The sequence below is a fragment of the Streptomyces sp. NPDC002088 genome, from assembly GCF_040296605.1.
Lineage (GTDB): Bacteria > Actinomycetota > Actinomycetes > Streptomycetales > Streptomycetaceae > Streptomyces.
Window position 1 is genome coordinate 71,703 of the sequence record NZ_JBEOXO010000003.1, and the last position, 22,731, is coordinate 94,433.

The following is a 22,731-nucleotide window of genomic DNA, read 5'->3' on the forward strand; positions in this document are numbered from 1 at the left end:
TTGCACGGACTCCTGTTTCGCGTCGTACGTTCCCGTACGCCCTCGTACGCCTTCTGTGCCCTCTGTTGAAGACTTTCGCACCAAGCGTTCCGTTCCCAGCAATCGGCACGCGTTGCGCCCGGAAAATGCGTGGTGTGCCGGGTCGGCCGCGGACTAGGCTCCTGCGCTTCGGTGTCTGACGGGCGAGGAGGAAGTTTCCGTGGGTTCGGCGCGGTTGTACGCGGCCGTCGGGGCGGGGGGTTTCAGACGGTACGCGACGTATCGGGCGGCCACCGCCGCGGGGGTGTTCACCAACACGGTTTTCGGCCTGATCCTCGTCTACACGTATCTGGCGCTGTGGGACGAGAGGCCGCATCTCGGGGGGTATGACCAGGGGCAGGCGGTGACGTACGTGTGGCTCGGGCAGTGCCTGTACGCGACGCTCGCCATTCAGGGTGGCGGTTTCGAGAAGGACCTGATGGCCCGCATCCGTACGGGTGAGATCGCTGTCGACCTGTACCGGCCGGCCGACCTCCAAATGTGGTGGCTGGCGAGCGATTTGGGGCGGGCGTTGTTCCAGATGCTGGGGCGGGGCGTGATCCCGTTCGTGTTCGGTGCGCTGTTCTTCCCGATGGCGCTGCCGACGGATGTCACCGCCTGGGTGGCGTTCCTGGTCGCGCTCCTGCTGGCGATGGTCGTCAGCTTCGGCATCCGCTATCTGGCGGCCCTGACCACGTTCTGGCTCATGGACGGCATGGGCGTCTCCCAGACCGTGATGGTCCTGGGGATCTTCTGCTCGGGCATGGCCCTGCCGCTGAACGCTTTCCCGGGCGCGCTCGGCGATGTCGTGCGGGTGCTGCCGTGGGCGGCGCAGCTTCAGATGCCGGCGGATGTGCTGATGGGGGAGACCGACCCGCTGGGGGCGTACGCCTTCCAGGCGGTGTGGGCGGTGGTGCTGCTGGCGGCGGGGCGGCTGGTGCAGTCGGCGGCGACGCGGCGGGTGGTGGTGCAGGGTGGCTGAGATCTTCGAGGGGACCTCCAAGGCGTCCGGAGCGTCCGGAGCGTCCAGGGCGTCCAGGGTGTCCGGAGTGGGAGAGGGGCTGCGGGCCTATCGGCTGATCGCCGGGATGTGGGTCCGGTCGACCATGACCTATCGCGCCTCCTTCGCCCTCACGGCGTTCGGCAACCTGGTGGTGACGGGGCTGGACTTCGTCGCGATCCTGCTGATGTTCGCGCAGGTCGACTCGCTCGGCGGCTGGACGCTGCCCGAGGTCGTCTTCCTCTACGGCCTGTCCGCCACGTCGTTCGGTGTCGCCGACCTGGTGCTGGGCTCCATGGATGTGTTGGGCACCCGGATCCGCGACGGCTCCTTCGACACGATGCTCGTACGGCCCGTCCCGGTGCTCGCCCAGATCGGCGCGGACCACTTCGCGCTGCGCCGCCTGGGCCGGATCACGCAGGGCGTGCTGGTGCTGGGCTGGGGGCTGGTGGCCGTCGACGTCGACTGGACCGCGCCGAAGGTGCTGCTGGTGCCGGTGATGCTGGTCAGCGGCGCGGCGATCTTCTGCGCGCTGTTCGTGGCCGGGGCGGCCTTCCAGTTCCTGGCGCAGGACGCCGCCGAGGTGCAGAACGCGTTCACGTACGGCGGCAACCTCATGCTGCAGTATCCGCCGACGGTGTTCGGGAAGGACCTGGTGCGCGGGGCGACGTTCATGCTGCCGCTGGCCTTCGTCAACTGGGTGCCGGCCTCCTATGTGTTGGGGCGGCCGTACCCGCTGGATCTGCCTCCGTGGGCGGCCTTCGCGCCGCCGTTGGTGGCGGCGGGGTGCTGTGCGCTGGCGGGGCTGGCGTGGCGGGCGGGGCTCGGGTCGTATCGGAGTACAGGGAGTTAGCGGGCAGTGGACAGCGACAGTGACTTCATCGAACTCGACCGCGTCGAGAAGGTCTTCGACGTGCGCAGGAAGACCGGGTTCCTCCGGCGGGAGCGGCGGGAGGTGCGGGCCGTCGACTCCCTCTCCTTCCGCGTGGCGCGCGGCGAGATGGTCGGGTACATCGGGCCGAACGGCGCCGGCAAGTCGACGACCATCAAGATGCTGACGGGCATTCTCACCCCGTCCGGCGGCCGGCTGCGGGTCGCCGGCATCGACCCGTCGCGGGAGCGCACGCGGCTCGCGCACCGTATCGGGGTGGTGTTCGGGCAGCGTACGACGTTGTGGTGGGACCTGCCGCTGATCGACTCGTACAAGCTGATGCACCGCATGTACCGGATCCCGGACGCCCGCTACCGCGAGAACCTCGACCGTTGCGTCGAACTCCTCGAACTGGGCGAGCTGTTGGACGTTCCGGTGCGGCAGCTGTCGCTGGGGCAGCGGATGCGCGGCGACATCGCGGCGGCGCTGCTGCACGACCCCGAGGTGCTCTATCTCGACGAGCCGACGATCGGTCTGGACGTCATCTCCAAGGCCAGGGTGCGGGAGTTCCTGCGGGAGTTGAACGCCGAGCGCGGTACGACGGTGCTGCTGACCACGCACGATCTCCAGGACATCGAGCAGTTGTGCTCGCGGGTGATGGTCATCGACCACGGGCGTCTGATGTACGACGGTCCGCTGGCGGGGCTGCACGAGGTGGGGGAGAGCGAGCGGACGCTGGTGGTGGACCTGGAGCGGGAGCTGCCGCCGATCGAGGCGGTCGGGGCGCGGGTGGTGAGGGTGGAGGGGCCGCGGCAGTGGCTGGCCTTCCCGGCGTCGGAGTCGGCGGCACCGCTGGTGGCGCGGATCGCGGCGGAGTACCCGCTGGTCGACCTGTCGGTGCGGGAGCCGGACATCGAGGCGGTGATCGCGAAAATGTACGCGGAGAAGGCCACCGCATAGTGCCGGGGGCCGGGAACTCGTAGGCTGCTGTGTATGACCGACGATGCCCCGGAGCTGCGTGCCTCCGACGCCGATCGTGAGCGAGTCGCCGAGGTCCTGCGGGACGCCGTCGCGGAGGGCCGGCTCGACATGGAGGAGTTCGAGGAGCGGCTGGAGTCGACGTACAAGGCGCGGACGTACGGCGAACTCGCCCCGATCACCCGGGACCTGCCGGTCGCGGGTGTCACGCCGCCCCCCGTGTCCCTGACCAAGGAGCCTGCGGGCGACGGGAGTTGGGCGCGCCGGATCGTCGGTGGCGAGGGTTCGTCGACGTGGGCCGTCGCCGTGATGTCCGGGTTCCAGCGCAAGGGGCGCTGGACGGTGCCGAAGCGGTTCAACTGCTTCGCCTTCTGGGGCGGCGGGGAGCTCGACCTGCGCGAGGCGAACTTCGCCGACCGCGAGGTGGAGATCAACTGCGTCGCGATCATGGGCGGGATGAACATCGTCGTGCCGCCGGGCGTCGAGGTCGTCGTACGCGGCATCGGCATCATGGGCGGCTTCGACCACCGCGAGGCGGGCGTGCAGGGGGACCCGGGGGCGCCGCGGGTGATCGTGAGCGGCTTCGCCTTCTGGGGCGGGGTCGGCATCGAACGCAAGGTGACCCGGGCCGAGCGGCTGCGCCTGAAGGAGGAGCGGCGGCAGGAGAAGCTGGACCGCAAGGCCGCGCTGAAGGACCTGCACTCGTCGTTCCGCGACGAGGTGGAGGGGGCGCACCGCAAGATGCTCGACGGCCACCGGGACCTGCTGCGGGAGCGGCACGAGGAGCGGCGGGAGCTTCAGCGGGAACGGCGGGAGGAACTGCGGGAGCGGCGGGACGCGCGGCGCGAGGAGCGGGACCGGCGTCACGAGGATTAGCAGCCTGGCACCGGCCGCTCACAGTTGTGCCGGAGCCGCCCCCGTCAGGTCGTCCAGGTCGAAGGCGTCCGCCATCGTCCGGTAGCCCTTGTCGCTGGGGTGCAGATGGTCCCCGGAGTCGTAGTAGGAGCGCAGCCTGCGCGGGTTGTACGGGTCCCGCAGCGCCTTGTCGAAGTCGACGACCGCGTCGTACACCTTCCCCGCCCGTATCTCCGCGTTGATCTCCTGCCGGACCTCCTCGCGGGCGTCGGTGTAGCGGCGATGCCCCTGGAACGGCATCAGCGTCGCGCCGACGACCTTGATTCCCCGCGCGTGGGCCTGCCGCACCAGCGTGCGCAGGCCGTCGAGGATCTTCTCGGGGTCGGCGGGCCGCTCGCTGCGCAGTATGTCGTTGACGCCGAGGTCGATGACGACGACCTTGACGTTCGTGCGGTCCAGCACGTCCCGGCCGAAGCGGTTCAGGCCGCTGGCGTTGTCGGCGGGGCGGCCCGGCCCGCCGGTGAGGACGCGGTTGCCGCTGATGCCCTGGTTGACGACGCTGTAGCGCGGCACGTCCGCGCCGGACTCGACGGCCGTACGCAGGCGGTCCGAAAGAACGTCCGTCCAGCGGTGGTTGGCGTCCTTGGTGGAGGTGACGCCGTCGGTCAGCGAGTCGCCGAGGGCGACGACGGTGCCGTCGGACTCGTTGCTCAGCACGTCCAGGGCGGTCAGGTAGCGCCAGTGGTCGCTCTGCTCGTCGTACGCCGTCCCCGTCACGTCCTCCGTACGGTCGCCGTCGGCGACGTAGCTGATCTGGCGGGCGTCACGGTGGTAGGTGACCGGGCCGGACGCGGTGGGGGAGTACGTGGTGACCAGGATGTCGCTGTCGTGCGGGACGAGCAGGGGCACGGCGTCGCTGACCGCCTGCTCGCCCGCCGGTATGACGACGGAGGTGGCGCCGGCGAAGGTGAGCCGCCGCATGGTGCCGGTGGCCGCGTCGGCGCCGGTGGCGGTGTCGGCGGTGGCCGCGACGGCGATCGAGGCGTGCGTGACGGTCAGCGGCTGGGTGCCGTAGAGGTTGGACAGTGTGATCCGGGCACTCGTACCTCCGACGGCCGTGTGCACGACGTTGCGCACGGAGCGGCCCGCCATGCCGTTCGTCTCGGTGTCCGGCTCGGCTCCCGACGGGGAGGTGGACCAGGCGCCGACCCAGACGCCGGTCGAGGCGGGGGCGGCGGAATGGTGCGGGGCACCCGCACGAACGGAGGCGAGGCCGTTCTTCGCGTCGGCGTCGCCGTCGTCGGCCGCCACACCCACGTAGATGGCGGCGGAAAGGACCACGATCAGGGCGGTGATCGCGGACAGCAGAGCGCAACCGTGACGCCTGGTCATGCGGTGCGGGTCTCCTCGGGCATGGGGAGCCCGAGGCTCCGTTGTGATCATCTCATGATGCGTCATGAGGTCGAGCCCGTGCCTGGGCCCCCCTCAGGAGCAGACGCCGGGAACTCTTGTTCCGTTCCAGGAGTCGGTCACTAAGGGGCGAGGAAGGGACAATGTGTGCGAGGGGTCATGAACGGGTGGAGTGGATGAGCGTTACGAATACGGATGAACTTGACGAAATGACCGCCGAGGCGTCGCGTGCCGCAGGCCGGCGCACGATGACCACCTTCAGCGCCGCCGACGAGGAGAAGCAGCGCGGGGTGCGGAGGATGAAACTCACCGCGGCCGGTCTGCTGCTCTTCGTGGCCGTCGTGTACGTCCTCGCCACCTGGGCCGGGCACTCCGGCGCCGGCACCTGGACGGCGTACGTCGCCGCGGCCGCCGAGGCCGGCATGGTCGGCGCCCTCGCCGACTGGTTCGCGGTCACCGCCCTCTTCCGTCACCCCCTCGGCCTGCCCATCCCGCACACCGCGATCATCCCCAACAAGAAGGACCAGCTGGGCGTCTCCCTGGGCGAGTTCGTCGGCGAGAACTTCCTCTCCGAGGACGTCGTACGGCAGCGGCTGCGCGCCGTCGGCATCGGCAGCCGCCTCGGCGCCTGGCTGGCGGAGCCCGAGCACGCCGACCGGGTCACGGCGGAGCTGGCCACCGCCCTGCGCGGTGCGCTGACCGTCCTGCGCGACTCCGACGTCCAGGCGGTGGTCGGCGAGGCGATCACCCGCCGCGCCGACGCCCAGGAGATCGCCCCCGGCATAGGCAAGACGCTGGAGAGGATCGTCGCCGACGGCGGCCACAACCGGGTCGTCGACCTGGTCGTGGCCAAGGCGCACGACTGGCTCGTCCTGCACGGCGACTCCGTGATGGACGCCGTGCAGGGCGGCGCGCCCGGCTGGACCCCGCGCTTCGTCGACAAGAAGGTCGGCGAACGCGTCTACAAGGAGCTGGTGCGGTTCTGCGCGGAGATGCGTGACATGCCGTCCCACCCGGCCCGCGGTGCCCTCGACCGCTTCCTCACCGACTTCGCCTCCGACCTGCAGTCCGACACCGACACGCGCGCGCGGATCGAGCGGCTCAAGGGCGAGGTGCTGGGCCGCGGCGAGGTCCAGGACCTCATCGCGTCCGTCTGGACGGCCGTACGGTCCATGATCGTGTCGGCGGCGGAGGACGAGCGCAGCGAGCTGCGGCTGCGCGTACGGGCCTCGCTGCTGTCGCTGGGGGCCCGGATGGCCACCGAGCCGAAGGTCCAGGAGAAGGTCGACAGCTGGGTGGAGGGCGCGGCGGTGCACGTCGTGACGACGTACCGCAAGGAGATCACCTCCCTGATCACGGACACCGTGGCCAGCTGGGACGCCGGGCACACGACGAAGAAGATCGAGGCGCACATCGGCCGTGACCTGCAGTTCATCCGGATCAACGGCACGGTGGTGGGTTCGCTGGCGGGCTTGCTGATCTATGTGGTGTCGCGGGCGCTGGGGGCTTGAGGCTTGAGGGGTCCGCCTGAGGGACCTCGGTCACCACCTCGGTCGCCATGGCTTGAGATCCCTGGTCGAGGGCACCCGATCCGGGTTCCGCCCGACGAGGAGGGAGCCCATGGCCACCGCGCAAGCCGGAACCGGCCGCACCATCACCACCAGCATTCCCGCCCGCCTGGACCGTCTCCCGTGGTCGCGCTGGCACTGGACCATCGTCATCGGTCTGGGCACCGTGTGGATCCTGGACGGCCTCGAGGTCACGGTCGTCGGCAACATCGCCGGCCGTCTGTCGGAGCCCGGCAGCGGACTGCCGATCACCTCCGGACAGGTCACCGGCATCGCGGCCGCGCTGTACGTCGCCGGAGCCTGCTCCGGAGCCCTGTTCTGGGGCCGCCTCACCGACCGGTACGGCCGCAAGAAACTGTTCATGATCACCCTCGCGGTCTATCTGGCCGCCACCGCCCTGACCGCCCTCTCCTTCAGCACCTGGTGGTTCTTCCTCTTCCGTTTCCTCACCGGCTTCGGCATCGGCGGTGAGTACGCGGCCATCAACTCCGCGATCGACGAGCTGATCCCGGCCTACTACCGGGGCCGCGTCGACCTCGTCATCAACGGCAGCTTCTGGATCGGCGCGGTCGGCGGCTCGCTGCTGTCGATCGTCGCGCTGAACACGGCCGTCCTGCCCAAGGACGTCGGCTGGCGGCTGACCTTCGCACTCGGCGTCGTCCTCGGCCTGGTCATCCTCCTCGTACGGCGCAACGTCCCCGAGAGTCCACGCTGGCTGCTGATCCACGGCCGCGACCGTGAGGCGGAGGAGATCGTCACCTCCATCGAACAAAAGGTCGAGGCGGAGAAGGGCAAGCCGCTCGCCGAACCCGAGAGCGCGCTGGTCATCCACCAGCGCGCGAGCACGAGCTTCCGTGAGATCGCCCGCACGGTGTTCTCCGACTACCGCCGCCGTGCCGTACTCGGCTTCTCCCTCTTCGTCGGCCAGGCCTTCCTCTACAACGCGATCACCTTCGGCTTCGGCGCGATCCTGACCAAGTTCTACGACGTCCCGACCGGCCACACCGGCTACTACTTCGCCGTCATCGCGATCGGCAACTTCTTCGGCCCGCTGCTGCTCGGCAAGCTCTTCGACACCGTCGGCCGCCGGGTGATGATCTCGTCGACCTATCTGCTGTCCGGACTGCTCCTCTTCGGCACGGCCTGGCTGTTCTCCCGCGGCTCCCTCTCCGCCGGAACGCTCACGGCGTGCTGGTGCGTGGTGCTGTTCTTCGCCTCGGCGGGCGCGTCCAGCGCCTACCTCACGGTCTCCGAGATCTTCCCGATGGAGACCCGCGCGATGTCCATCGCCTTCTTCTACGCCCTCGGCACCGCGGCCGGCGGCATCAGCGGCCCGCTGATCTTCGCCGACCTCACCGAAACCGGCGTGGTCGGCGACACGGCCCTCGCCTTCCAGATCGGCGCCGGCCTGATGTGCGCGGCCGGCCTCGTCGCCGCGTTCCTCGCGGTGAACGCGGAACGCCGCTCGCTGGAGGACATCGCGAAGCCACTGTCGGCAGCGGAGTCCCCGGCTTCTGCGGCGCCGACCACGGCGGGGAAGAGGACGAGGGGGTCGGGGGCGGCGCCGGCGTAGGGCCCGGCGCCTGCACCGGGCCCCGCGGACGGCCACTGTGACCCCACCGCTCCACACAGCCGCTACGACTACGACCGCTACGACTGCGACCGCTACGACTACGACTACGCCCCGGTCGTAGACCCCGGCCGGACGATCATCAGGACCGTCACCGTGGCCCACAGCAGGTTGAATATCCCGGTGAACATGGCCAGCCGTACGGTCGCCTCACGCGTCCCCCGCCCCTCGGCGAGCGCTTCCTGCCGGGGCAGCACCAGCGCGGCGAGGACGAGCGCCGCCAGCGCGGTCAGCGCGATGGACACGATCAGCCAGGCGTCACCCAGCACGCCCATGTTGCTCGCCGTCGCGAACCCGAAGACGGGGACGACGACGCCGATGACGGCGTACACCCGGCAGATGCGGTGCAGCAGCTGTACGGTCCCGGTCGCCCGGGCGTCGTCGGGCTCGGCCAGGGCGCGCCTGGCGGCGGGCGGGAACATGCTGGTAGCGACGGTGACGGGCCCGATCGCGACGATCGCGGCGAGGACGTGGACGGCGAGGAGGAACTTGGTCACGGGCCGACGGTAGGCGGCGCGCGGATCTTGCAGAAGTGGCAGGAGTGCCAGAGGGCGACGGATTCTCGCCAGGAGCTGCTGTAGGGCGCCGACGCGACTGGCTTGCGCGACGGGCTGTGCGTGGCCACGGGTGGGCCCGGTTGGCTGTAATCCGTCGTACCCGTACGCTCTTGCCATGCACACCGTGGCCGTACTGGCACTGGACGGGGTCATCCCGTTCGACCTCTCCGCCCCGATCGACGCCTTCGGCTGGGCCCGGCTGCCGGACGGCCGGGAGGCGTACCGGGTGCGGGTCTGCTCGGTGTCCGAAGAGGTGAGCGCGGGGGCGTTCACGGTGCGGGCGCCGTACGGCCTCGAGGCGCTGGCCGAGGCGGACACGATCGTCCTGCCCGGCGTGGAGGAGCCGCCGGACCAGCTGCCGCCGGGCGTCGCGGAGGCCCTGTGCGCGGCCGCGGCGAACGGCACGCGCATCGCCTCGATCTGCGTCGGCGCCTTCCTCTTCGCCGCCACGGGCCTGCTGGACGGCCTGCGCGCGACGACCCACTGGATCGCGGCGCGCGACCTGGCCGAGCGGTACCCGAAGGTGACGGTCGACCCCAACGTCCTCTACGTCGACAACGGCCAGTTCCTCACCTCGGCGGGCGCGGCCGCGGCCATGGACATGTGCCTGCACATGATCCGCAGGGACTACGGCTCGGCCGTCGCCGCGCAGGCCTCCCGCATGTGCGTCATGCCGCTGGAACGGGAGGGCGGCCAGGCCCAGTTCATCGTCCAGGACCAGCCTCCCGCCCCGGCGGGCGCGACCCTGGAGCCGGTGCTGCGGTGGCTGGCGGACCACTGCGACCGCGACCTCACCCTGGACGACATCGCGACCCACGCCGGCATGAGCACCCGCACCCTCAACCGCCGCTTCCGCGAACAGACCGGCACGACGCCGCTGCAGTGGCTGCACCGGGCGCGGGTGCGGCGCGCACAGCACCTGCTGGAGACGACCGCCTACCCGGTCGAGCGGATCGCCGCCCAGGCGGGCTTCGGCTCGCCGACGGCCTTCCGGGAACGGTTCCGGCGGGTGGTGGGGACCAGCCCGCTGGGGTACCGGAGGGCGTTCAGATCGGCGCAGGAGCCGTCCCGGACGTCGTAGACCGCGCGAGCTGTCTGCGACGTGCCGGGCTGCCGCTGTTCCTGGAGTTGTTCCTACTGCTGGCGGTCGGCGACGGCCCAGGAGGCCAGGGCAACGGCCCCTGCCACCCCGAAGACGGCGGGCCAGGCGCCCACCTTCTTGGCCAGCGGGTGGGACCCGGCGAAGGCGGCGACGTACGCGGCGGTCAGCGCCCCCGCGGCCTTCCCGCCGGCCTGATCCCGCCACTGCCGGGCGGCCGCGACCCCGGCCGCGGCCAGTACGGCCCCGCCGAGCTGCCGCTTCTTGGTCCACCGGGCCACGCCGTACCCGCCGACGAGCCCACTCGCGGCGACCACTGCGCTGGGAACCTTCGCCATGACTACCTCCTCATTGATCACCCGAGGCTAACTCTCGGGCGGAGCCGTCCCCCAAACTTGAGCCGGTTCCTGTCAAGTTTGCCCCTTTGCCCCGGTTCTGCTGATCGCGCTCAGGCCTCAGGCCTCAGGCTTCTTGCCGAGTCTGGGCCTCGTTCCTGGCGCGGCGTTCGCTCACGTAGCCCGCGGAGAGGGCACATCCGGCGCCGGCCAGGGCGAAGCCCAGGGCAACGGGATTGACGTAGCCGGGGACGTCACCGTTGTCGTAGCTTCCGCCGTCACTCGTCTCGCACACGAACCGCAGGGGGACGTAACTCACGGAGTAGTCGACGATGTCGATCCCTCTCTCGTGCCGCCCCAACCACCCCGACGTACGGCAGGACTGCACCGGTGCCGAGTCGGCACCCCCGTCCTCCGCCGCCAGGAGCGCACCGACGACGCCGAGCAGCCCCAACGCGTACACGCCGACGGCGACAGCGCCCGAGAGGGCGCCGAGCGCGCGGAGTGCCACGGTCGGCCCGGCGCGCCGCACGCCGTGCCGGGCCAGGACGCCGCAGCCGTACCCGACCAGACCGAAAACGATGACGGCCGCGATCACGATGAACAGCAGGTTCAGCAACCACATAGCGGCCCCCGGCAGATCGATCGACGAATCCGCCGAGTTGAACACGATGATCCCGGCCCGCCTGTGGCGGAGCCCACAATTCCGGCAACAGCAGCGTCACAGTCCGCGCCCAGCCCGCTGCCGCGCGCCGAAATGGCCTGGCGGCGACCGGGAGAAGGGGGAGAAGCTGGCGGCACACACATCCCGGCCCCGCCCACAAACGCCTCAAGGGATCGACGAGTTGACGCACCCCGCCCACCTCACCACCCCCGACGGCACCCGCATCGCCTACCTCGCCCACACCCCACCGCACCCAGAAGAGAGCCGGACAATCCGCCCCCGCCCGGTCCTCCTCCTCCACGGCCTGGCAGGCCACATGGCCGAATGGGACGACCTGACCCCCCGTCTCCTCGCGGACGGTCACCCAGTGGTGAGATACGACGCCCGAGGCCACGGCGAGAGCACGCGCCGCCCGCGGGACATGACGAGAGCGGCGGCGGTACAGGACGCCGTAACCCTGATCGACCACCTGTCCCTGTCTCCGGCGATCCTGGTGGGCCAGTCCCTGGGCGGCCTGACCGCCCTGCTCACGGCGGCGGCCCACCCGCCCCTGGTCGACTCCCTGATCCTGGTGGAGGCGGGCCCGGCCGGCCCCAACCCGGGCCTCCCCGCCCAGATAGCGGGATGGCTGGACAGCTGGCCAACTCCCTTCAAGTCCTTCGCCGACGCCACGGCATTCCTGGGCCACGAGGCATGGGCAAGGGGCCTGGACTGGCGGGAGGACGGCGGGCACCGGCGGGTGGACCGCGACACGATGATCGCGGCGGTGGCGGAGCTGGCGACGGAGGACTACTGGGGGGAGTGGGCGCGGATCACGTGTCCCACCCTGGTCATCCGGGGCGAGAACGGAACGATGCCCCAGTCCGAGGCGGCGGCCATGCGGACAGACGTCGCAGTCATCCCGAACGCGGGCCATGACGTCCACCTGGACCGGCCGGACGCCGTCTACGAGGCGATCGAGCCGTTCCTGAAGGAACGGCTCCAGGCGCGCAGGCGCAGCAACTGAGCCGCACGGGGCTGGGCTTGGTTCATTGGTGTCTCCAGGTCACCGGACGCTCAGCGACCGTGATGGTCACCTTCGCGGGGGAGGCGCCTACTGCCCGCGCCGCAGCGTCTCCACGAAGCAGCGCCAAGCATCGCCTCCAACGGTGATCACCGACTTCCCCTCCATCTTCGAGTCGCGCACAAGGGCACCGTCACCGGTCAGAGCGCACTCGACGCACTCCCCGCCGGCACCGTTGCTGTACGACGACGTGAACCACACCGGACGGCTGGGTCCGCCGGACTCCGCAATGCTCACCTTGCGTATTCCTTCAACACCGACTTGATCAACTGGATGGAACGTTGAGGACTCAGGGCTGCGGCCCTCAGGCCGTCGAACGCCTTTGTGTACTCACGAACATGATGCTCTCCCTCGAGATAAACGGCGTCGGTGATGCCGTCCCGGTACACGAGGTCAGGATCCTCCTGAGCAGGGAATCCCAGCATGGTGAAGGAGCCCGTCGCCGGATAGGTGCCTGAGTCGAATGGAAGGATCTGCAGGGTCACCGAAGGCAAGTCCGTGTCGTCCAGGACGCGTTCGAGCTGCTCGCGCATCAATGCACGATCCCCGATGACGTTGCGCAGGGCGCCCTCGTTCACGACGAACCAGGTGTCGGGGGCGTCGGCCTGCCGCAGCATGGCTTGGCGCTCCATGCGTACGCGTACTGCCCTGCCGATGTCCTCGGGGGACAGGTGCCCGCCGGTCTTGTGGAGCTCGCAGGTGTACGCCTCGGTCTGCATGAGGCCGGGCACCAGCTCACACTGGTATTGACGGAACGTGGACGCATCCTGCTCCAGGCCGATGTAGATGTTGAACCACTCGGGCACGCCGGCGCCGTGGACCTGCCACCAGCCACGCATTTTCGCCTGCCGTGCGAGCCCCATGAGGAACTCGCGCAGTTCATCACTGGTGTCGTAGAAGCGACACAGGGCATCGATGTCCGACGGCTGGACCCTGCCGCTGCCCGTCTCCATCCGGTTGACCTTGGAGCCGCTCCAGTCGAGCGCCTGGCCGACCTGCGCGCAGGTCAGCGCGCTTTGCTCCCGGAGCTTCTTCAGCTCGATCGAAAGGCGACGACGGCGTGCAGTCGGCGAGCCGGCCATATCAACCCCGTTTCGGATAGCGGGCGTTCAGTCTCGCGCCAAGGGGTGTGCTTGCCAATCACTCGGAAGTGGGAATCTCGCTGTGCACATTGCACGAAGGGATACGCCGGCCACACTCTGATAGCGACGCAACTCATCGTGATCCCCCGTGACGCTGCGTGGCTCATGGGGTTTCACTGCGACGAGAGGGGTTTTCGTGGGGCTGGAAGCGTGCATGACGCGCAAACCGTGGGACCTTCCCTTCACGGCCGAGCCGACGGAGGTGGCCGCCCTGCGTCGGGCCATGCGGCTGCATCTGGGCATTTGGGGCTTGCACGAAGTCACCGACGAAGCCCAGCTCTGTGTCAGTGAGTTGGCGTCCAACGTCATCACGCACGTCGGCCCCGGCACGCCGGCCACGCTCGCGGTTTCCATGAACGGAGTGCATCTGCGCATCGAAGTCCACGACCCCGATACGCGCGCCCTACCCACCCTCCTCGACGCGAGCGCCGACTCCGAGGCCGGGCGAGGCATGGCACTCGTCGATGCGGTCGCCGTCCGCTGGGGCGTCCAGCTCCACGCTGACCGGAAAGTGACGTGGTGCGAACTGCCGACGGGGCTGGCCTCACCAAACGGACACTGCGGGGGTGCCCGGGTGACACGAGTTGAGGCGATGCTCCGCCTGTACGGGAACGGAACGGAGTCGCTCCCGCGGGCAACGGCATCCCGCACCCTCGGCCTGGCCGTCGCGGAGGTGGCGGCGATCGACATGATCGCCGACCTGCTTCATTGGCTCAGAGCGCATGGGTGCGACGCGGATACGGCACTTGATCGGGCGCAGATCCACTTCGAGGCGGAGGTCGCAGACGCCGGGGTCCTGGGGAATTAGCCTGCGGGAGCAATGCTCATGACTTGTGGATCGGTCTCGGGTTGGACGCCGCATGAACCGCCACGACGTTCCGCCCGAGGAGCCCGGCAGAGTCATGGTCGAGAAAGTCTGACCGGCAAGGCAGTCGAACCCCCTTCCGTACCCGTCTTTACAGGGAACGAGGGAGGGCACAATGAACGCCGACGAGGAACGCCAGTTCCGCGAGTTCGTGGCGGCGCGGTCGAAATCGCTGCTGCACACGGCCTACCTGCTGACCGGGGACTGGGAGCAGGGCCGCGACCTGCTCCAGACCGCGCTTGCCTCCACCGCTCGGCGTTGGTCGCAGCTGCGCGACCGGCAGCAGCCGGAGATCTATGTGCGCCGGGCGATCTACCACGCCCAGGTGGACCGCTTCCGACTGCTCAGCTGGGGGCGGGAGACGGTCACCGCCACCCTGCCGGACCAGCCGTCCGCGCAGGTCGCCGACTGGGCCGACACCGTGGTCCAGCGGCAGGACATCATGGCCGCGCTGAGGCGGCTGCCCAAGCGCCAGCGCGCGGTGATCGTGCTGCGCTACTTCGAGGACCGGCCGGACACCGAGATCGCCGCGATTCTGGGCGTCGCCCAGGGGACGGTCCGCAGCCAGACCCACAAGGCCCTCGCCTCCCTCCGCACCGCCTTGGCCGAGGCAGGGCCGTCGGCCTCCTCCTCCTCCACCGCCTCCGGAAGGGGCGTCATCGCATGAACGACTCGACCGAACACCCGCTGCACGAAACGTTGCTGCACGATGCCTTGCACGACCATGTCCGGGAGAGCGGCGGCAATGCCACCGGTCCCTATCTGGTCGGTCTGGCCGACGGCGCACTGCGGGTCGCCCGGCGGCGGCAGCGGCTGGTCCGCGCCGCGGTCGGCATCGCGGCCGCCGCCGTGGTCGCCACCGCGTGGGTGGCCGTCGCGGACGGCGCGACCCAGCACGCGCACGTGGTCCAGCCCGCCGCAGGGGGCAAGGGGAACACCGGGAAGGCGGCACTGATCTCCATCCTGCCGGTCACCTCGTCCACGGAGCACGCCTGCACCCGTGGCAGCGGGGGCTACACCGTGCCCGCGGCCGCGACCAACCCGGCGTTCTGCGTCCACGCCGACCGGTCCAGGGGCATGACCGACGTCCGTGTCGCCTCCGCGAAGGCCGGCAAGAGCACCATTGACGGCACCTGGCAGGTCGAGGTGACCCTCAGCCCCGCCGACCGGACCCGTTTCGCCGCCCTCACCGGTTCCATCGCAGCGGCCCCGTCCCCGCGCAACGAATTCGCCATCGTCATCGACGGCAAGCTCTGGGGCATGCCCGCCGTGACCTCCTCGATCACCGGCGGCCGTCTCGAAATCGTTGGGGCCTACGTCGGGGACCTCACCAGCGCCACCGCCCACGACCTCGCCCTCCGGCTGGATACCGGCAGGTGACCCGCATACGCTGTGACCTGCACTGATAGCCGGTGCAATTCACACATCCCCGGACTCCCCCGCCACGCACGACCCGCAGGCCAGCCCGCTGATCGAGCCGTTCCTCAACCACCCAGACGCGGACGTGCGCGAGGAAACAGGAGTCGCAGCAGCAGAGATCACCGGATCCACCCCGGGAGCCCGCAACCACAACTCTTGACGATTGCTCAGCCTGCGGTGATAGCTGCGTATGTCCAGACATCGGCCGGCAGTGCATGTTCCAGCTGCCACGTGATGGCCATTGGCTTGCTGCCTGTGTGCTCGACGAACGTCGCCGGTCCCAAGAGCATCCACGGCTGGGGGCCGCCGATGTCGTTGTTCTTGTAACGGCGTACGAAGAGCAGGACGTGACTGCCTTCCGCGACATGATGCTGATAGCGCAGACCCGTGCGGGAAGTTTCCGAAGTCTGGTTTTGAGACTCCCAATGGAAGAGAGTCTCGCTCCGTGCATAGTCGTGGTAGCGGGTTTGTGGTGAGAAGTCCTTCTCGTCCTTCTCTAGCGTGATGCAGAGCGCATCGGTCTTGAACGACTCACACCACCGCACGCCCTCGCGGAAGTCGCCCGGCATGAAACCGCCGACGTAGGACTCACCGAGGGCAGGCAGGATTTCTTCACGGCTGTATGAGGCGTGAACGGTGAGGGGGACGCCATCTGGCCCCCCAATCCCCACAAGCGGGATGGGCACATGCTCGGTGTGGGCAAGGTTGTAGGCCAGCACTTGGCGCAGTTCACTACGGAAGGCGTGCTGGTTGAGCAAGGTCTTGAACCCGGCATCGTAGCTGGCGAAGCCCTTGCGAGTTATGCCGCCCAGCGGCCACAGCTGGAAGAAGAGCATGCGGGCGTAGGCCTGTCCCTGATCGTCGAGATCGGCGTAGGCAGGGGCGTCGTCTTCCAACATGCGTGTGTACGCCGCCACCCGCAGCGGATCATCCACATGCAGGAAGGCGGGGACGCGTTTGAGTAGTGCGTCCTCGCCCGTGGGCGCAGCGCTCGTCAAGAGGCCAGATCGGCGCAGGAGGCCGGTCCACGAGTTGCCATTGCCTCGGTAGAGCTCTTTGAGGTCGCGTCCGCTCTCGTAGAGGTAGCGGCTGAGTTGCGGCTCGGCGTAGTCGGCTACTTCTCGGGTCAGCACCGTGACGTTGACGTTTAGCTGTGCCTTGATGTTGGCGATGATGGTCTTCCTGGCCTTCTCCTCCAGGATGATTTCGCAGCCGGACGGCAGGTGCGGGAAGCCGTGCTCGACGCCGTGCAGGAGCCTCTTGCGGGTCAGGTTGGTTAGGGCCCGGAACTGATTCTCGAATCGGAACTCCTTGCGGTGCTGTCCGATGAAGTCCAGAACGGTCAGCACGGCCTTGTCCTCGGTGCGTCGAAGACCTCGTCCGAGTTGCTGGAGGAAGACCGTTGCGCTGGAGGTGGGACGGAGTAGAAGCAAGGTGTCTACGTCAGGGATGTCGAGGCCCTCATTGAAGAGGTCAACCGAGAAGATGACCTGTAGTGCACCGGACTTGAGGTCAGCGAGCGCCTGCTTACGCTCCTCGGCTGGAGTTCCCGCGGACAGAGCCACAGCCTTGAAGCCGGCCTTGCGGAAGTACTCCGCCATGAAAGTCGCGTGCTTGACCGAAACGCAGAAGCCCAGGGCCCGCATGGCAGTCGGTTGGGCCACCTTCTCTACGACAGCCTTCACGATCAGTGCCGCGCGGTCGTCGTTGCCGCCCAGGGCCTCGTTCAGGCCGTCGGCATCGTAGGCTCCTCGCTTCCACTCCACGGCAGTCAGATCGGTGTTGTCGCTGATGCCGAAGTAGTGGAACGGACTGAGCAGGTTGTTCTCCAACGCCTCCCAGAGCCGCATCTCGGCGGCGATCCGGCCATCGAAGAACTCATCCTGGATGTTCTTACCGTCCATGCGCTCAGGCGTGGCGGTCAGACCCAACAGCTCCAACGGCTTGAAGTGGTCGAGGATTTTTCGATAGGTCGGCGACGTTCCGTGATGGAACTCGTCGATCACGATCACGTCGAAGTGATCCGAGGCTAGCCGGTCCAGCGCCCGGGCGTTTAGAGACTGAACGCTGGCAAAAACATGCGTCCAGCGCTCCGGGATTTCGCCGCTGTGGAGGGGTTCACCGAAGTTGGCGTCCCTCAATACATCTTGGTATGTCCGCAGGGACTGCTGCAGGATCTCCTTGCGGTGGGCGACGAAGAGTAGACGCAAGTCCCGGCCGTGCTTCTTACGCAATGCTTTGTAGTCGAGGGCAGCCATCACGGTCTTGCCGGTGCCAGTCGCCGCCACCAGGAGGTTCTGATGGCAGTCATGTACCTCCCGCTCGACCTCCAGCCGCTCCAGCATGTCGCGCTGATGTGGATACGGCTGTACATCAAGGCCAGACAGCGTGATTCTGCGTTCGATCGCTGTCGCCGAAGAGGTACCTCCTGCGATGGCCAAGGCCTCGTCCAGGCGGCTTCCATCAGCGTCGGGATCGTACGTCTCGAAAGAGCGGTCACTCCAATACGCCTCGAAGGTCGCTTCGAACTTCCGCAGCACATCAGGCGTCGCGACGGAGGACAGCCGAACGTTCCACTCCAGGCCGTCGAGCAGTGCGGACTTGGAGAGGTTGGAGCTGCCAACGTAGGCCGTGTCGTAACCGCTCTCGCGGCGGAACAACCATGCCTTCGCGTGGAGGCGTGTAGTCCGAGTCTCGTAATTGACCTTGATCTCGGCGTTGAAATCCCTGACCAACCGGTCCAGGGCCCGTCTCTCGGTCGCTCCGATGTACGTCGTGGTGATCACGCGTATGGGCACGTTGCGTTCATGGGCTGCCTTCAGAGACTGCTCAATGATGCGCAGTCCGTGCCACTTGATGAAGGCGCAGAGCAGGTCGACGCGATCAGCCGTAGCGAGTTCAGCGCGCAGCTCGAAACCGAGGCTGGGGTCATCGGGGGCGTTGGTGATGAGCGCCGTGTCGGAGAGCGGTATCGCGGGACGAACGGCAAAGACACCGGGAGCTTCCTGACGCGTCAGCGCAAGGAGTTGGCGAGGGCCCTCGGCAACGAGGTCCACCCACTCCTGTGCACCTTCGAGGGTGCTGATGGCCTCCAGGATGTGGTTGGCCGCGTAGACCCGCTCCTCGGGCTTGAGGTTCTGCAACACGCGCCGCACACTCCCGGCGACGTGCCGGGCCAGGATGTGCGGAACGGACTCGGCGCCCACCGTGTCACTTACGGGGTGCCACCCGAGCTTGGCCAACTCGTTCAACTGCTGCTCAACGCGCAGGGTGATGAGCTGTTCGTAGAGACCTGCGACAGGCTGTGACATCTCGGCTGACTTGGTCACGCTGATTCCCCCGATGCTCAGACAGCTGTACCCATGTGTAACAGAGGTCACCGACAGCGAGACGGGAGCGCCATCTCCGGCCGAGCCATGCGCGACAACCGGTCAGTCTTGAATACTCATTTGACGTTGATGATCGATCTTGGTCCAGTATGACCTCATGGGAATCGAACGTGTCATCGGTCACATCGAGGGTGTTGCCGTGGGGGCGATCTTCCATCGCCGGTTGGACGTGATGCACGCCAAGTTGCATCGCACCAACCAGAAGGGCATCTCCTGGCTCGTGGACGAGGACGGCAGCGAAGTCGCGGATGCCATCGTGCTGAACGGCGGATACGAGGACGACGAGGATCACTGGGCGTGGGTGACGTACACGGGTGCGTCGCCAGACAAGGACAAGGACGAGACGAAGACCAGGCTCCTGCGGAGTCAGTCTTGGTCGTATCAGGACAATGCCGCTCTCAAGCGAAGCTATGAACGCCAGCACCCAATTAGGGTGATTCGCGGCTACGGGGGCGATCCGCTCTACTCGCTCCCGGATGACTACCGCTATGACGGCTTGTACAAGATCACGGCTATACGTACAGCCGTCTCTAAGTCACCTGCGCCTGACGGCTCGGCGATCGAGATCTGTCAGGCGGATCTGGAGCGGCTGCCAGATGCCCTTCAGGGTCAGACGGGAGGGGAGGGCGGAACGCCATCTGACACGTGAGCATTGTCCTGGCGGGTCGAAGCCTTCGCTCCGGGCCGTCGCCTCTCGTGGGCTCGGGCCCTGGATTCCTCAGACCAGCGCCCACACCGCCAACCCCACCCCGAACAAACAGAGCAGCACCCCGTTCACCACGTACGTCCCGGGGTTGAACGTCTGCTGTGTGCGCTCCACGACCACTCGGCGGGGGTCCTCCGGGTCGTACCGTGCCACCACCTCGTAGCCCATCCACAGGGAGTGCAGTTCCGCGTTGAGGGGAGCGCGGCGGTAGGTCTGGTTCCTCGGGCCCGCCTGGTAGCGGATCTGGGCGGGGTGGAAGGTCGGGCCCTCGTGGCGTGGCCCGCGGACGACCTCGCCCTCTGTGCGGGAGCCCCGCACGCCGAGCAGCCGTACGCCCCTGCGCTCACGGAGGCCGCGGCGGACGACGCGGAGGCCGTAGGCCAGCCACCCGGCGGCGAAGAGGAGGGCGAACGTCAGCCATGGCTGGGACATGTCCGCCTCCCCCCGTCGGCGCTCCTGAAGTCAGGTGCTGTTACGCCCCCACGCCGTGGCACTCCCCATAAGCCCGCTCCGACCCACACCAGCACCCGCTCCCCCTCTGCGGCGGCCAAGCCACCGCCCGCCCGCGTGCCGCCAGCGTCGTCGCGTACTGCGGCAGCAAGTCGGAATCCCCCGGTGACGTTCCCTCCGATGCTGCGAAGGCCTCGTACGAGGGGACCGTCCCCGTCACGATGCCCAGATTCGGGGTGCCGGAAGCCGCCAGTTCGCGCAGGGACGCCTCTATCGTCGCGAGGTGCAGCTCATGGGAGGGGTACTCCTCCGCCAAGGAGGGATACGCGGCCGCCAGCTCCGCCAGCTCGCCCGTCGGCCAGTGCAGTACCGCCACCGGGAACGGACGGGACAGCGCCTCCCGGTACGTGCCCAGCTCGGCCCGGAGTCGGGAGATCTCCGCCGCCAGTTCAGCGGGGTTGTCGGAGCCCAGGGACCAGACCCGCTTCGGGTCGTGGAGTTCGTCCAGGGAGACCGGGGAGGAGTGGAGCGTGTCCGCCAGGGTGTCCCAGTCGTCGTGGGGCAGGCCCAGCATGCGGCGCACGCGGTGGCGGCCGAAGAGCAGGGGGTGTGACGAATACGGCGGATCTGTCACATCCGTCAGGAGGAGGGTCACCCCCTCCGTGAACGTCTCCTGCGCCGCCTCCAGCTCGTCGTGGGACTCCAGGGACTCCGCCACGATCACCCAGGGGGCGGGGTCGCGCGGGGACGCGGTGCGGATGCCGTCGATGATGGCTCGCGCCTCCGCCTCGTGGCCGTACTCCCAGAGGTTCGAGGCCTTCAGGGCCCGCACCAGGTGGGGGGTGTCCAAGGTCTCGGGAGAGCTCAGCAGGCGGTCGTAGAGGGTGGACGCGGCGGAGCGGTCGCCGGCCAGTTCCAGGTGGGCCGCGGCCTGCAGCAGCAGGGCCTCCGCGTCCTCGGGATACAGGCCGGCGGTCCGCTCCAGGCGTGCCGCTTCGGTGGTGTGGTCGACGTTCTCGGCAGGCGTGTCGGGGCGCATGGTTGACACCGTACTGCCGGCCCGGGCAAAGAGTGAGATATCTGCAGGCCAGGGACCCGGGGATCAGTCGGGGGCCCGGGTCCCTGTGGTTTTACACCGTCACCCCGTCCACCTGAATCGTCTGCACCGACTTCGCCGCGAACGGCACGCTCACCGTCTTGCCGGAGAGATACGTGTCCGAGTGGGCCGTGTAGAGGTCGCCGCCGCCGGTCGTGAGCGTGTTCCAGCGAGGGACCAGGCCGCCCGAGCCGCCCGTCACCGCCGTGAAGCGGGACAGGTCGAAGGTCAGGGTCTGGGCCGACGTGGAGGTGTTGGCAGCCACGATCACCAGGCGCTTCGCCGTCGCGTCGTAGCCCGCCGCCGCGTAGCTCACGCCGGTGTCGATGATCTTCATCCCGGGGCGGATGTGGCGGCTGAACTGGGCCATCACGTAGTACTTCGTCGTGACGGCACCCGCCGCCAGCGTGTTGGCGTCGTACGCGATCATCGCCCAGTTCGTGGACGGGTCCATGACCTGCCAGTAGACCCACGCGGTCGGGTGCAGCCAGCAGAAGTCGTAGAGCAGGTTGCTGGCCATGGTCATGCCGGTGCCGTCGCTGTCGCCGGTCTCCGAGTTCCACAGCGCCTTGCCGGACGTGGTCACGACGTCCGTGTAGAGGAGGTCGCGACGGCCGCCCGAGCCCTGGTAGCCGTGGACGTTGACCCGGTTCACGTACCCCTTCGTGGTCGAGCTGAAGGAGTTCCAGGTCGTGCGGGCCAGGTCGTAGCTCGTCTCGTCCGAGGCCGAGATCTTCGTGCCCGTCAGGCCGCGCTTGTCCAACTCGCTGCGCAGGTACGGGAGTACGGCGGCCTGGACGGTCGAGTCCATGTGGCAGCCCTCCTGCGTGCCCGTCGCCGTCCACCAGCTGGAACTCGGCTCGTTGAAGGCGTCGACCGTCGCGAAGTTCACGCCCCAGTTGTTCTTGGCGTACAGGGCGACGGCCGCCAGGTGGGAGGCGTGCTGGCGGTAGTTCCAGGACTGGAGGTTGTTGCCGCCGCCCGAGGCGCCGGAGGGGTTGTGGTTCAGGCACATCCACCACATCGGGGAGTTCGCGAACAGCTCGGTCGTCGCGCCCCGGGCGGTCGCCTTCACCAGCATCGCGCGCTGGGTCGCGTCCGCCGTCCAGTCCCAGGCGGAGGACGTCGGGTCCTCGTTGTTCCAGTCCTGCCAGTAGCCCTCGATCTGCTTGAAGGCGGGGATGTTGGCGGAGGCCACCATGCTTTCGCCGTTGACGGTGTTCCAGCTGCACGCGCCCAGGTTGTAGCGGGCGATGCTGAGGCCCAGGCCGGGGAGCGTCGTGCCGTTGTACGTCACGGACTTGGTGGTGAAGAAGGCGTCGGCGAAGTCGTCCCGGGCGCCGAAGACGTTGGCCCACCAGGCCAGCGAGGTGCCCCAGCCTTCCCAAGTGCCGTAGCCCACTGCCGGGTTGACGGCGATCGTCGCGTCGGCGCGGGCGGTGCCCGTCGCCAGGGTACTGCCGAGGACTCCGGCCCCTGCAGCGGCCAGCAGGGTTCTGCGTCGGATCATGGCTTCTCCGATTCCATCAACGGCCGGTCGTCGTCGAACCGGCGTTGTTGCCCGTCCCGTTCATGGCATCAGGAAGCATCGGGTGTGCCGCGTGGGGTTGTCGAGG

At 68.5% G+C, this 22,731-nt stretch carries 22 protein-coding genes; 12 read left to right on the forward strand and 10 right to left on the reverse strand.

Going from position 1 to position 22,731, the window contains the following annotated elements; all coding sequences use genetic code 11:
* Window positions 1-199 precede the first annotated feature (199 nt).
* From ABT114_RS07675 to ABT114_RS07690, 4 genes are all read left to right on the forward strand, one after another.
* Complete coding sequence (locus tag ABT114_RS07675; protein WP_351139699.1) at window positions 200-1,000, forward strand: ABC transporter permease; 801 nt, start codon at window positions 200-202, stop codon at window positions 998-1,000.
* 106 nt (window positions 1,001-1,106) lie between these two features.
* Entirely contained in the window at window positions 1,107-1,871 is a 765-nt protein-coding gene (locus tag ABT114_RS07680) for an ABC transporter permease (protein WP_351140510.1), read from the forward strand.
* 6 nt (window positions 1,872-1,877) lie between these two features.
* Window positions 1,878-2,849, forward strand: coding sequence for an ABC transporter ATP-binding protein (locus tag ABT114_RS07685; RefSeq protein WP_351139701.1), 972 nt, complete (start codon window positions 1,878-1,880; stop codon window positions 2,847-2,849).
* A gap of 33 nt (window positions 2,850-2,882) precedes the next feature.
* On the forward strand, window positions 2,883-3,743 hold the full coding sequence (locus tag ABT114_RS07690) for a DUF1707 SHOCT-like domain-containing protein (protein WP_351139703.1): 861 nt from the start codon (window positions 2,883-2,885) through the stop codon (window positions 3,741-3,743).
* 18 nt (window positions 3,744-3,761) lie between these two features.
* Here the strand turns inward: ABT114_RS07690 and ABT114_RS07695 are convergent, their stop codons facing one another.
* Window positions 3,762-5,114 carry an SGNH/GDSL hydrolase family protein gene (locus ABT114_RS07695; protein WP_351139705.1) on the reverse strand — a complete coding sequence of 451 codons (1,353 nt, stop codon included), beginning with the start codon at window positions 5,112-5,114 and terminating at the stop codon, window positions 3,762-3,764.
* 227 nt (window positions 5,115-5,341) lie between these two features.
* On the opposite strand from ABT114_RS07695, the gene ABT114_RS07700 reads away from it, so the two are divergent.
* Together ABT114_RS07700 and ABT114_RS07705 are read left to right on the forward strand one after the other, a co-directional pair.
* Complete coding sequence (locus tag ABT114_RS07700) at window positions 5,342-6,643, forward strand: DUF445 domain-containing protein (RefSeq protein WP_502987938.1); 1,302 nt, start codon at window positions 5,342-5,344, stop codon at window positions 6,641-6,643.
* Window positions 6,644-6,752: 109 nt separating this feature from the next.
* Entirely contained in the window at window positions 6,753-8,273 is a 1,521-nt protein-coding gene (locus tag ABT114_RS07705) for an MFS transporter (RefSeq protein ID WP_351139709.1), read from the forward strand.
* Window positions 8,274-8,377: 104 nt separating this feature from the next.
* On the opposite strand, the gene ABT114_RS07710 is transcribed toward ABT114_RS07705, so the two are convergent.
* Window positions 8,378-8,827, reverse strand: coding sequence for a hypothetical protein (locus ABT114_RS07710; RefSeq protein ID WP_351139711.1), 450 nt, complete (start codon window positions 8,825-8,827; stop codon window positions 8,378-8,380).
* A gap of 175 nt (window positions 8,828-9,002) precedes the next feature.
* Between ABT114_RS07710 and ABT114_RS07715 the strand changes: the two genes are divergently transcribed.
* Entirely contained in the window at window positions 9,003-9,968 is a 966-nt protein-coding gene (locus ABT114_RS07715; RefSeq protein WP_351139713.1) for a GlxA family transcriptional regulator, read from the forward strand.
* 53 nt (window positions 9,969-10,021) lie between these two features.
* Here the strand turns inward: ABT114_RS07715 and ABT114_RS07720 are convergent, their stop codons facing one another.
* Window positions 10,022-10,324: a hypothetical protein gene (locus ABT114_RS07720; RefSeq protein ID WP_351139715.1), complete on the reverse strand. Its 303-nt coding sequence runs from the start codon at window positions 10,322-10,324 to the stop codon at window positions 10,022-10,024.
* A 124-nt stretch (window positions 10,325-10,448) separates the two neighbouring features.
* Window positions 10,449-10,946: a hypothetical protein gene (locus ABT114_RS07725; protein ID WP_351139717.1), complete on the reverse strand. Its 498-nt coding sequence runs from the start codon at window positions 10,944-10,946 to the stop codon at window positions 10,449-10,451.
* A 220-nt stretch (window positions 10,947-11,166) separates the two neighbouring features.
* On the opposite strand from ABT114_RS07725, the gene ABT114_RS07730 reads away from it, so the two are divergent.
* Window positions 11,167-11,991 carry an alpha/beta fold hydrolase gene (locus ABT114_RS07730; RefSeq protein ID WP_351139719.1) on the forward strand — a complete coding sequence of 275 codons (825 nt, stop codon included), beginning with the start codon at window positions 11,167-11,169 and terminating at the stop codon, window positions 11,989-11,991.
* Between the two features lie 87 nt (window positions 11,992-12,078).
* Here the strand turns inward: ABT114_RS07730 and ABT114_RS07735 are convergent, their stop codons facing one another.
* Window positions 12,079-12,285: a DUF397 domain-containing protein gene (locus ABT114_RS07735; protein ID WP_351139721.1), complete on the reverse strand. Its 207-nt coding sequence runs from the start codon at window positions 12,283-12,285 to the stop codon at window positions 12,079-12,081.
* A complete protein-coding gene (locus ABT114_RS07740) occupies window positions 12,282-13,130 on the reverse strand; it encodes a helix-turn-helix domain-containing protein (RefSeq protein WP_351139723.1) in 849 nt (282 codons plus the stop codon). Before ABT114_RS07740 ends, ABT114_RS07735 begins: the two co-directional genes overlap by 4 nt.
* A gap of 214 nt (window positions 13,131-13,344) precedes the next feature.
* Between ABT114_RS07740 and ABT114_RS07745 the strand changes: the two genes are divergently transcribed.
* The 3 genes from ABT114_RS07745 (at window position 13,345) to ABT114_RS07755 (ending at window position 15,435) form a co-directional block, all read left to right on the forward strand.
* The gene (locus tag ABT114_RS07745; protein WP_502988296.1) at window positions 13,345-13,998 is read left to right on the forward strand and encodes an ATP-binding protein; all 654 of its coding nucleotides are present in this window, start codon (window positions 13,345-13,347) and stop codon (window positions 13,996-13,998) included.
* 172 nt (window positions 13,999-14,170) lie between these two features.
* The gene (locus ABT114_RS07750) at window positions 14,171-14,722 is read left to right on the forward strand and encodes a SigE family RNA polymerase sigma factor (protein ID WP_351139727.1); all 552 of its coding nucleotides are present in this window, start codon (window positions 14,171-14,173) and stop codon (window positions 14,720-14,722) included.
* Window positions 14,719-15,435, forward strand: a complete 717-nt coding sequence (locus ABT114_RS07755; protein WP_351139729.1) for a SecDF P1 head subdomain-containing protein — start codon at window positions 14,719-14,721, stop codon at window positions 15,433-15,435. The genes ABT114_RS07750 and ABT114_RS07755 overlap by 4 nt, the downstream gene beginning before the upstream one ends.
* 206 nt (window positions 15,436-15,641) lie before the next feature.
* Here the strand turns inward: ABT114_RS07755 and ABT114_RS07760 are convergent, their stop codons facing one another.
* Window positions 15,642-18,785 carry a DEAD/DEAH box helicase gene (locus ABT114_RS07760; protein WP_351140512.1) on the reverse strand — a complete coding sequence of 1,048 codons (3,144 nt, stop codon included), beginning with the start codon at window positions 18,783-18,785 and terminating at the stop codon, window positions 15,642-15,644.
* Between the two features lie 175 nt (window positions 18,786-18,960).
* On the opposite strand from ABT114_RS07760, the gene ABT114_RS07765 reads away from it, so the two are divergent.
* On the forward strand, window positions 18,961-19,512 hold the full coding sequence (locus tag ABT114_RS07765; RefSeq protein WP_351139731.1) for a YDG/SRA domain-containing protein: 552 nt from the start codon (window positions 18,961-18,963) through the stop codon (window positions 19,510-19,512).
* 69 nt (window positions 19,513-19,581) lie between these two features.
* Here the strand turns inward: ABT114_RS07765 and ABT114_RS07770 are convergent, their stop codons facing one another.
* The 3 genes from ABT114_RS07770 to ABT114_RS07780 all read right to left on the reverse strand — a co-directional run bounded on the left by ABT114_RS07770 (window position 19,582) and on the right by ABT114_RS07780 (window position 22,625).
* Window positions 19,582-20,001: a DUF3592 domain-containing protein gene (locus tag ABT114_RS07770; RefSeq protein ID WP_351139733.1), complete on the reverse strand. Its 420-nt coding sequence runs from the start codon at window positions 19,999-20,001 to the stop codon at window positions 19,582-19,584.
* 40 nt (window positions 20,002-20,041) lie between these two features.
* Window positions 20,042-21,058 (reverse strand): SEC-C domain-containing protein, encoded by a 1,017-nt coding sequence (locus tag ABT114_RS07775; RefSeq protein ID WP_351139735.1) that lies wholly within the window; start codon window positions 21,056-21,058, stop codon window positions 20,042-20,044.
* Between the two features lie 91 nt (window positions 21,059-21,149).
* A complete protein-coding gene (locus tag ABT114_RS07780) occupies window positions 21,150-22,625 on the reverse strand; it encodes a glycoside hydrolase (protein WP_351139738.1) in 1,476 nt (491 codons plus the stop codon).
* Between the last annotated feature and the right edge of the window lie 106 nt (window positions 22,626-22,731).

Bases quoted from the DNA above. Each gene is read 5' to 3' on its own strand.
- ABT114_RS07680 (WP_351140510.1), top strand. From the start codon at position 1,107: ATGTGGGTCCGGTCGACCATGACCTATCGCGCCTCCTTCGCCCTCACG.
- ABT114_RS07690 (WP_351139703.1), top strand. From the start codon at position 2,883: ATGACCGACGATGCCCCGGAGCTGCGTGCCTCCGACGCCGATCGTGAG.
- ABT114_RS07695 (WP_351139705.1), bottom strand. From the start codon at position 5,114: ATGACCAGGCGTCACGGTTGCGCTCTGCTGTCCGCGATCACCGCCCTG.
- ABT114_RS07700 (WP_502987938.1), top strand. From the start codon at position 5,342: ATGACCGCCGAGGCGTCGCGTGCCGCAGGCCGGCGCACGATGACCACC.
- ABT114_RS07705 (WP_351139709.1), top strand. From the start codon at position 6,753: ATGGCCACCGCGCAAGCCGGAACCGGCCGCACCATCACCACCAGCATT.
- ABT114_RS07715 (WP_351139713.1), top strand. From the start codon at position 9,003: ATGCACACCGTGGCCGTACTGGCACTGGACGGGGTCATCCCGTTCGAC.
- ABT114_RS07720 (WP_351139715.1), bottom strand. From the start codon at position 10,324: ATGGCGAAGGTTCCCAGCGCAGTGGTCGCCGCGAGTGGGCTCGTCGGC.
- ABT114_RS07725 (WP_351139717.1), bottom strand. From the start codon at position 10,946: ATGTGGTTGCTGAACCTGCTGTTCATCGTGATCGCGGCCGTCATCGTT.
- ABT114_RS07740 (WP_351139723.1), bottom strand. From the start codon at position 13,130: ATGGCCGGCTCGCCGACTGCACGCCGTCGTCGCCTTTCGATCGAGCTG.
- ABT114_RS07745 (WP_502988296.1), top strand. From the start codon at position 13,345: ATGACGCGCAAACCGTGGGACCTTCCCTTCACGGCCGAGCCGACGGAG.
- ABT114_RS07750 (WP_351139727.1), top strand. From the start codon at position 14,171: ATGAACGCCGACGAGGAACGCCAGTTCCGCGAGTTCGTGGCGGCGCGG.
- ABT114_RS07755 (WP_351139729.1), top strand. From the start codon at position 14,719: ATGAACGACTCGACCGAACACCCGCTGCACGAAACGTTGCTGCACGAT.
- ABT114_RS07760 (WP_351140512.1), bottom strand. From the start codon at position 18,785: ATGTCACAGCCTGTCGCAGGTCTCTACGAACAGCTCATCACCCTGCGC.
- ABT114_RS07765 (WP_351139731.1), top strand. From the start codon at position 18,961: ATGGGAATCGAACGTGTCATCGGTCACATCGAGGGTGTTGCCGTGGGG.
- ABT114_RS07770 (WP_351139733.1), bottom strand. From the start codon at position 20,001: ATGTCCCAGCCATGGCTGACGTTCGCCCTCCTCTTCGCCGCCGGGTGG.
- ABT114_RS07775 (WP_351139735.1), bottom strand. From the start codon at position 21,058: ATGCGCCCCGACACGCCTGCCGAGAACGTCGACCACACCACCGAAGCG.
- ABT114_RS07780 (WP_351139738.1), bottom strand. From the start codon at position 22,625: ATGATCCGACGCAGAACCCTGCTGGCCGCTGCAGGGGCCGGAGTCCTC.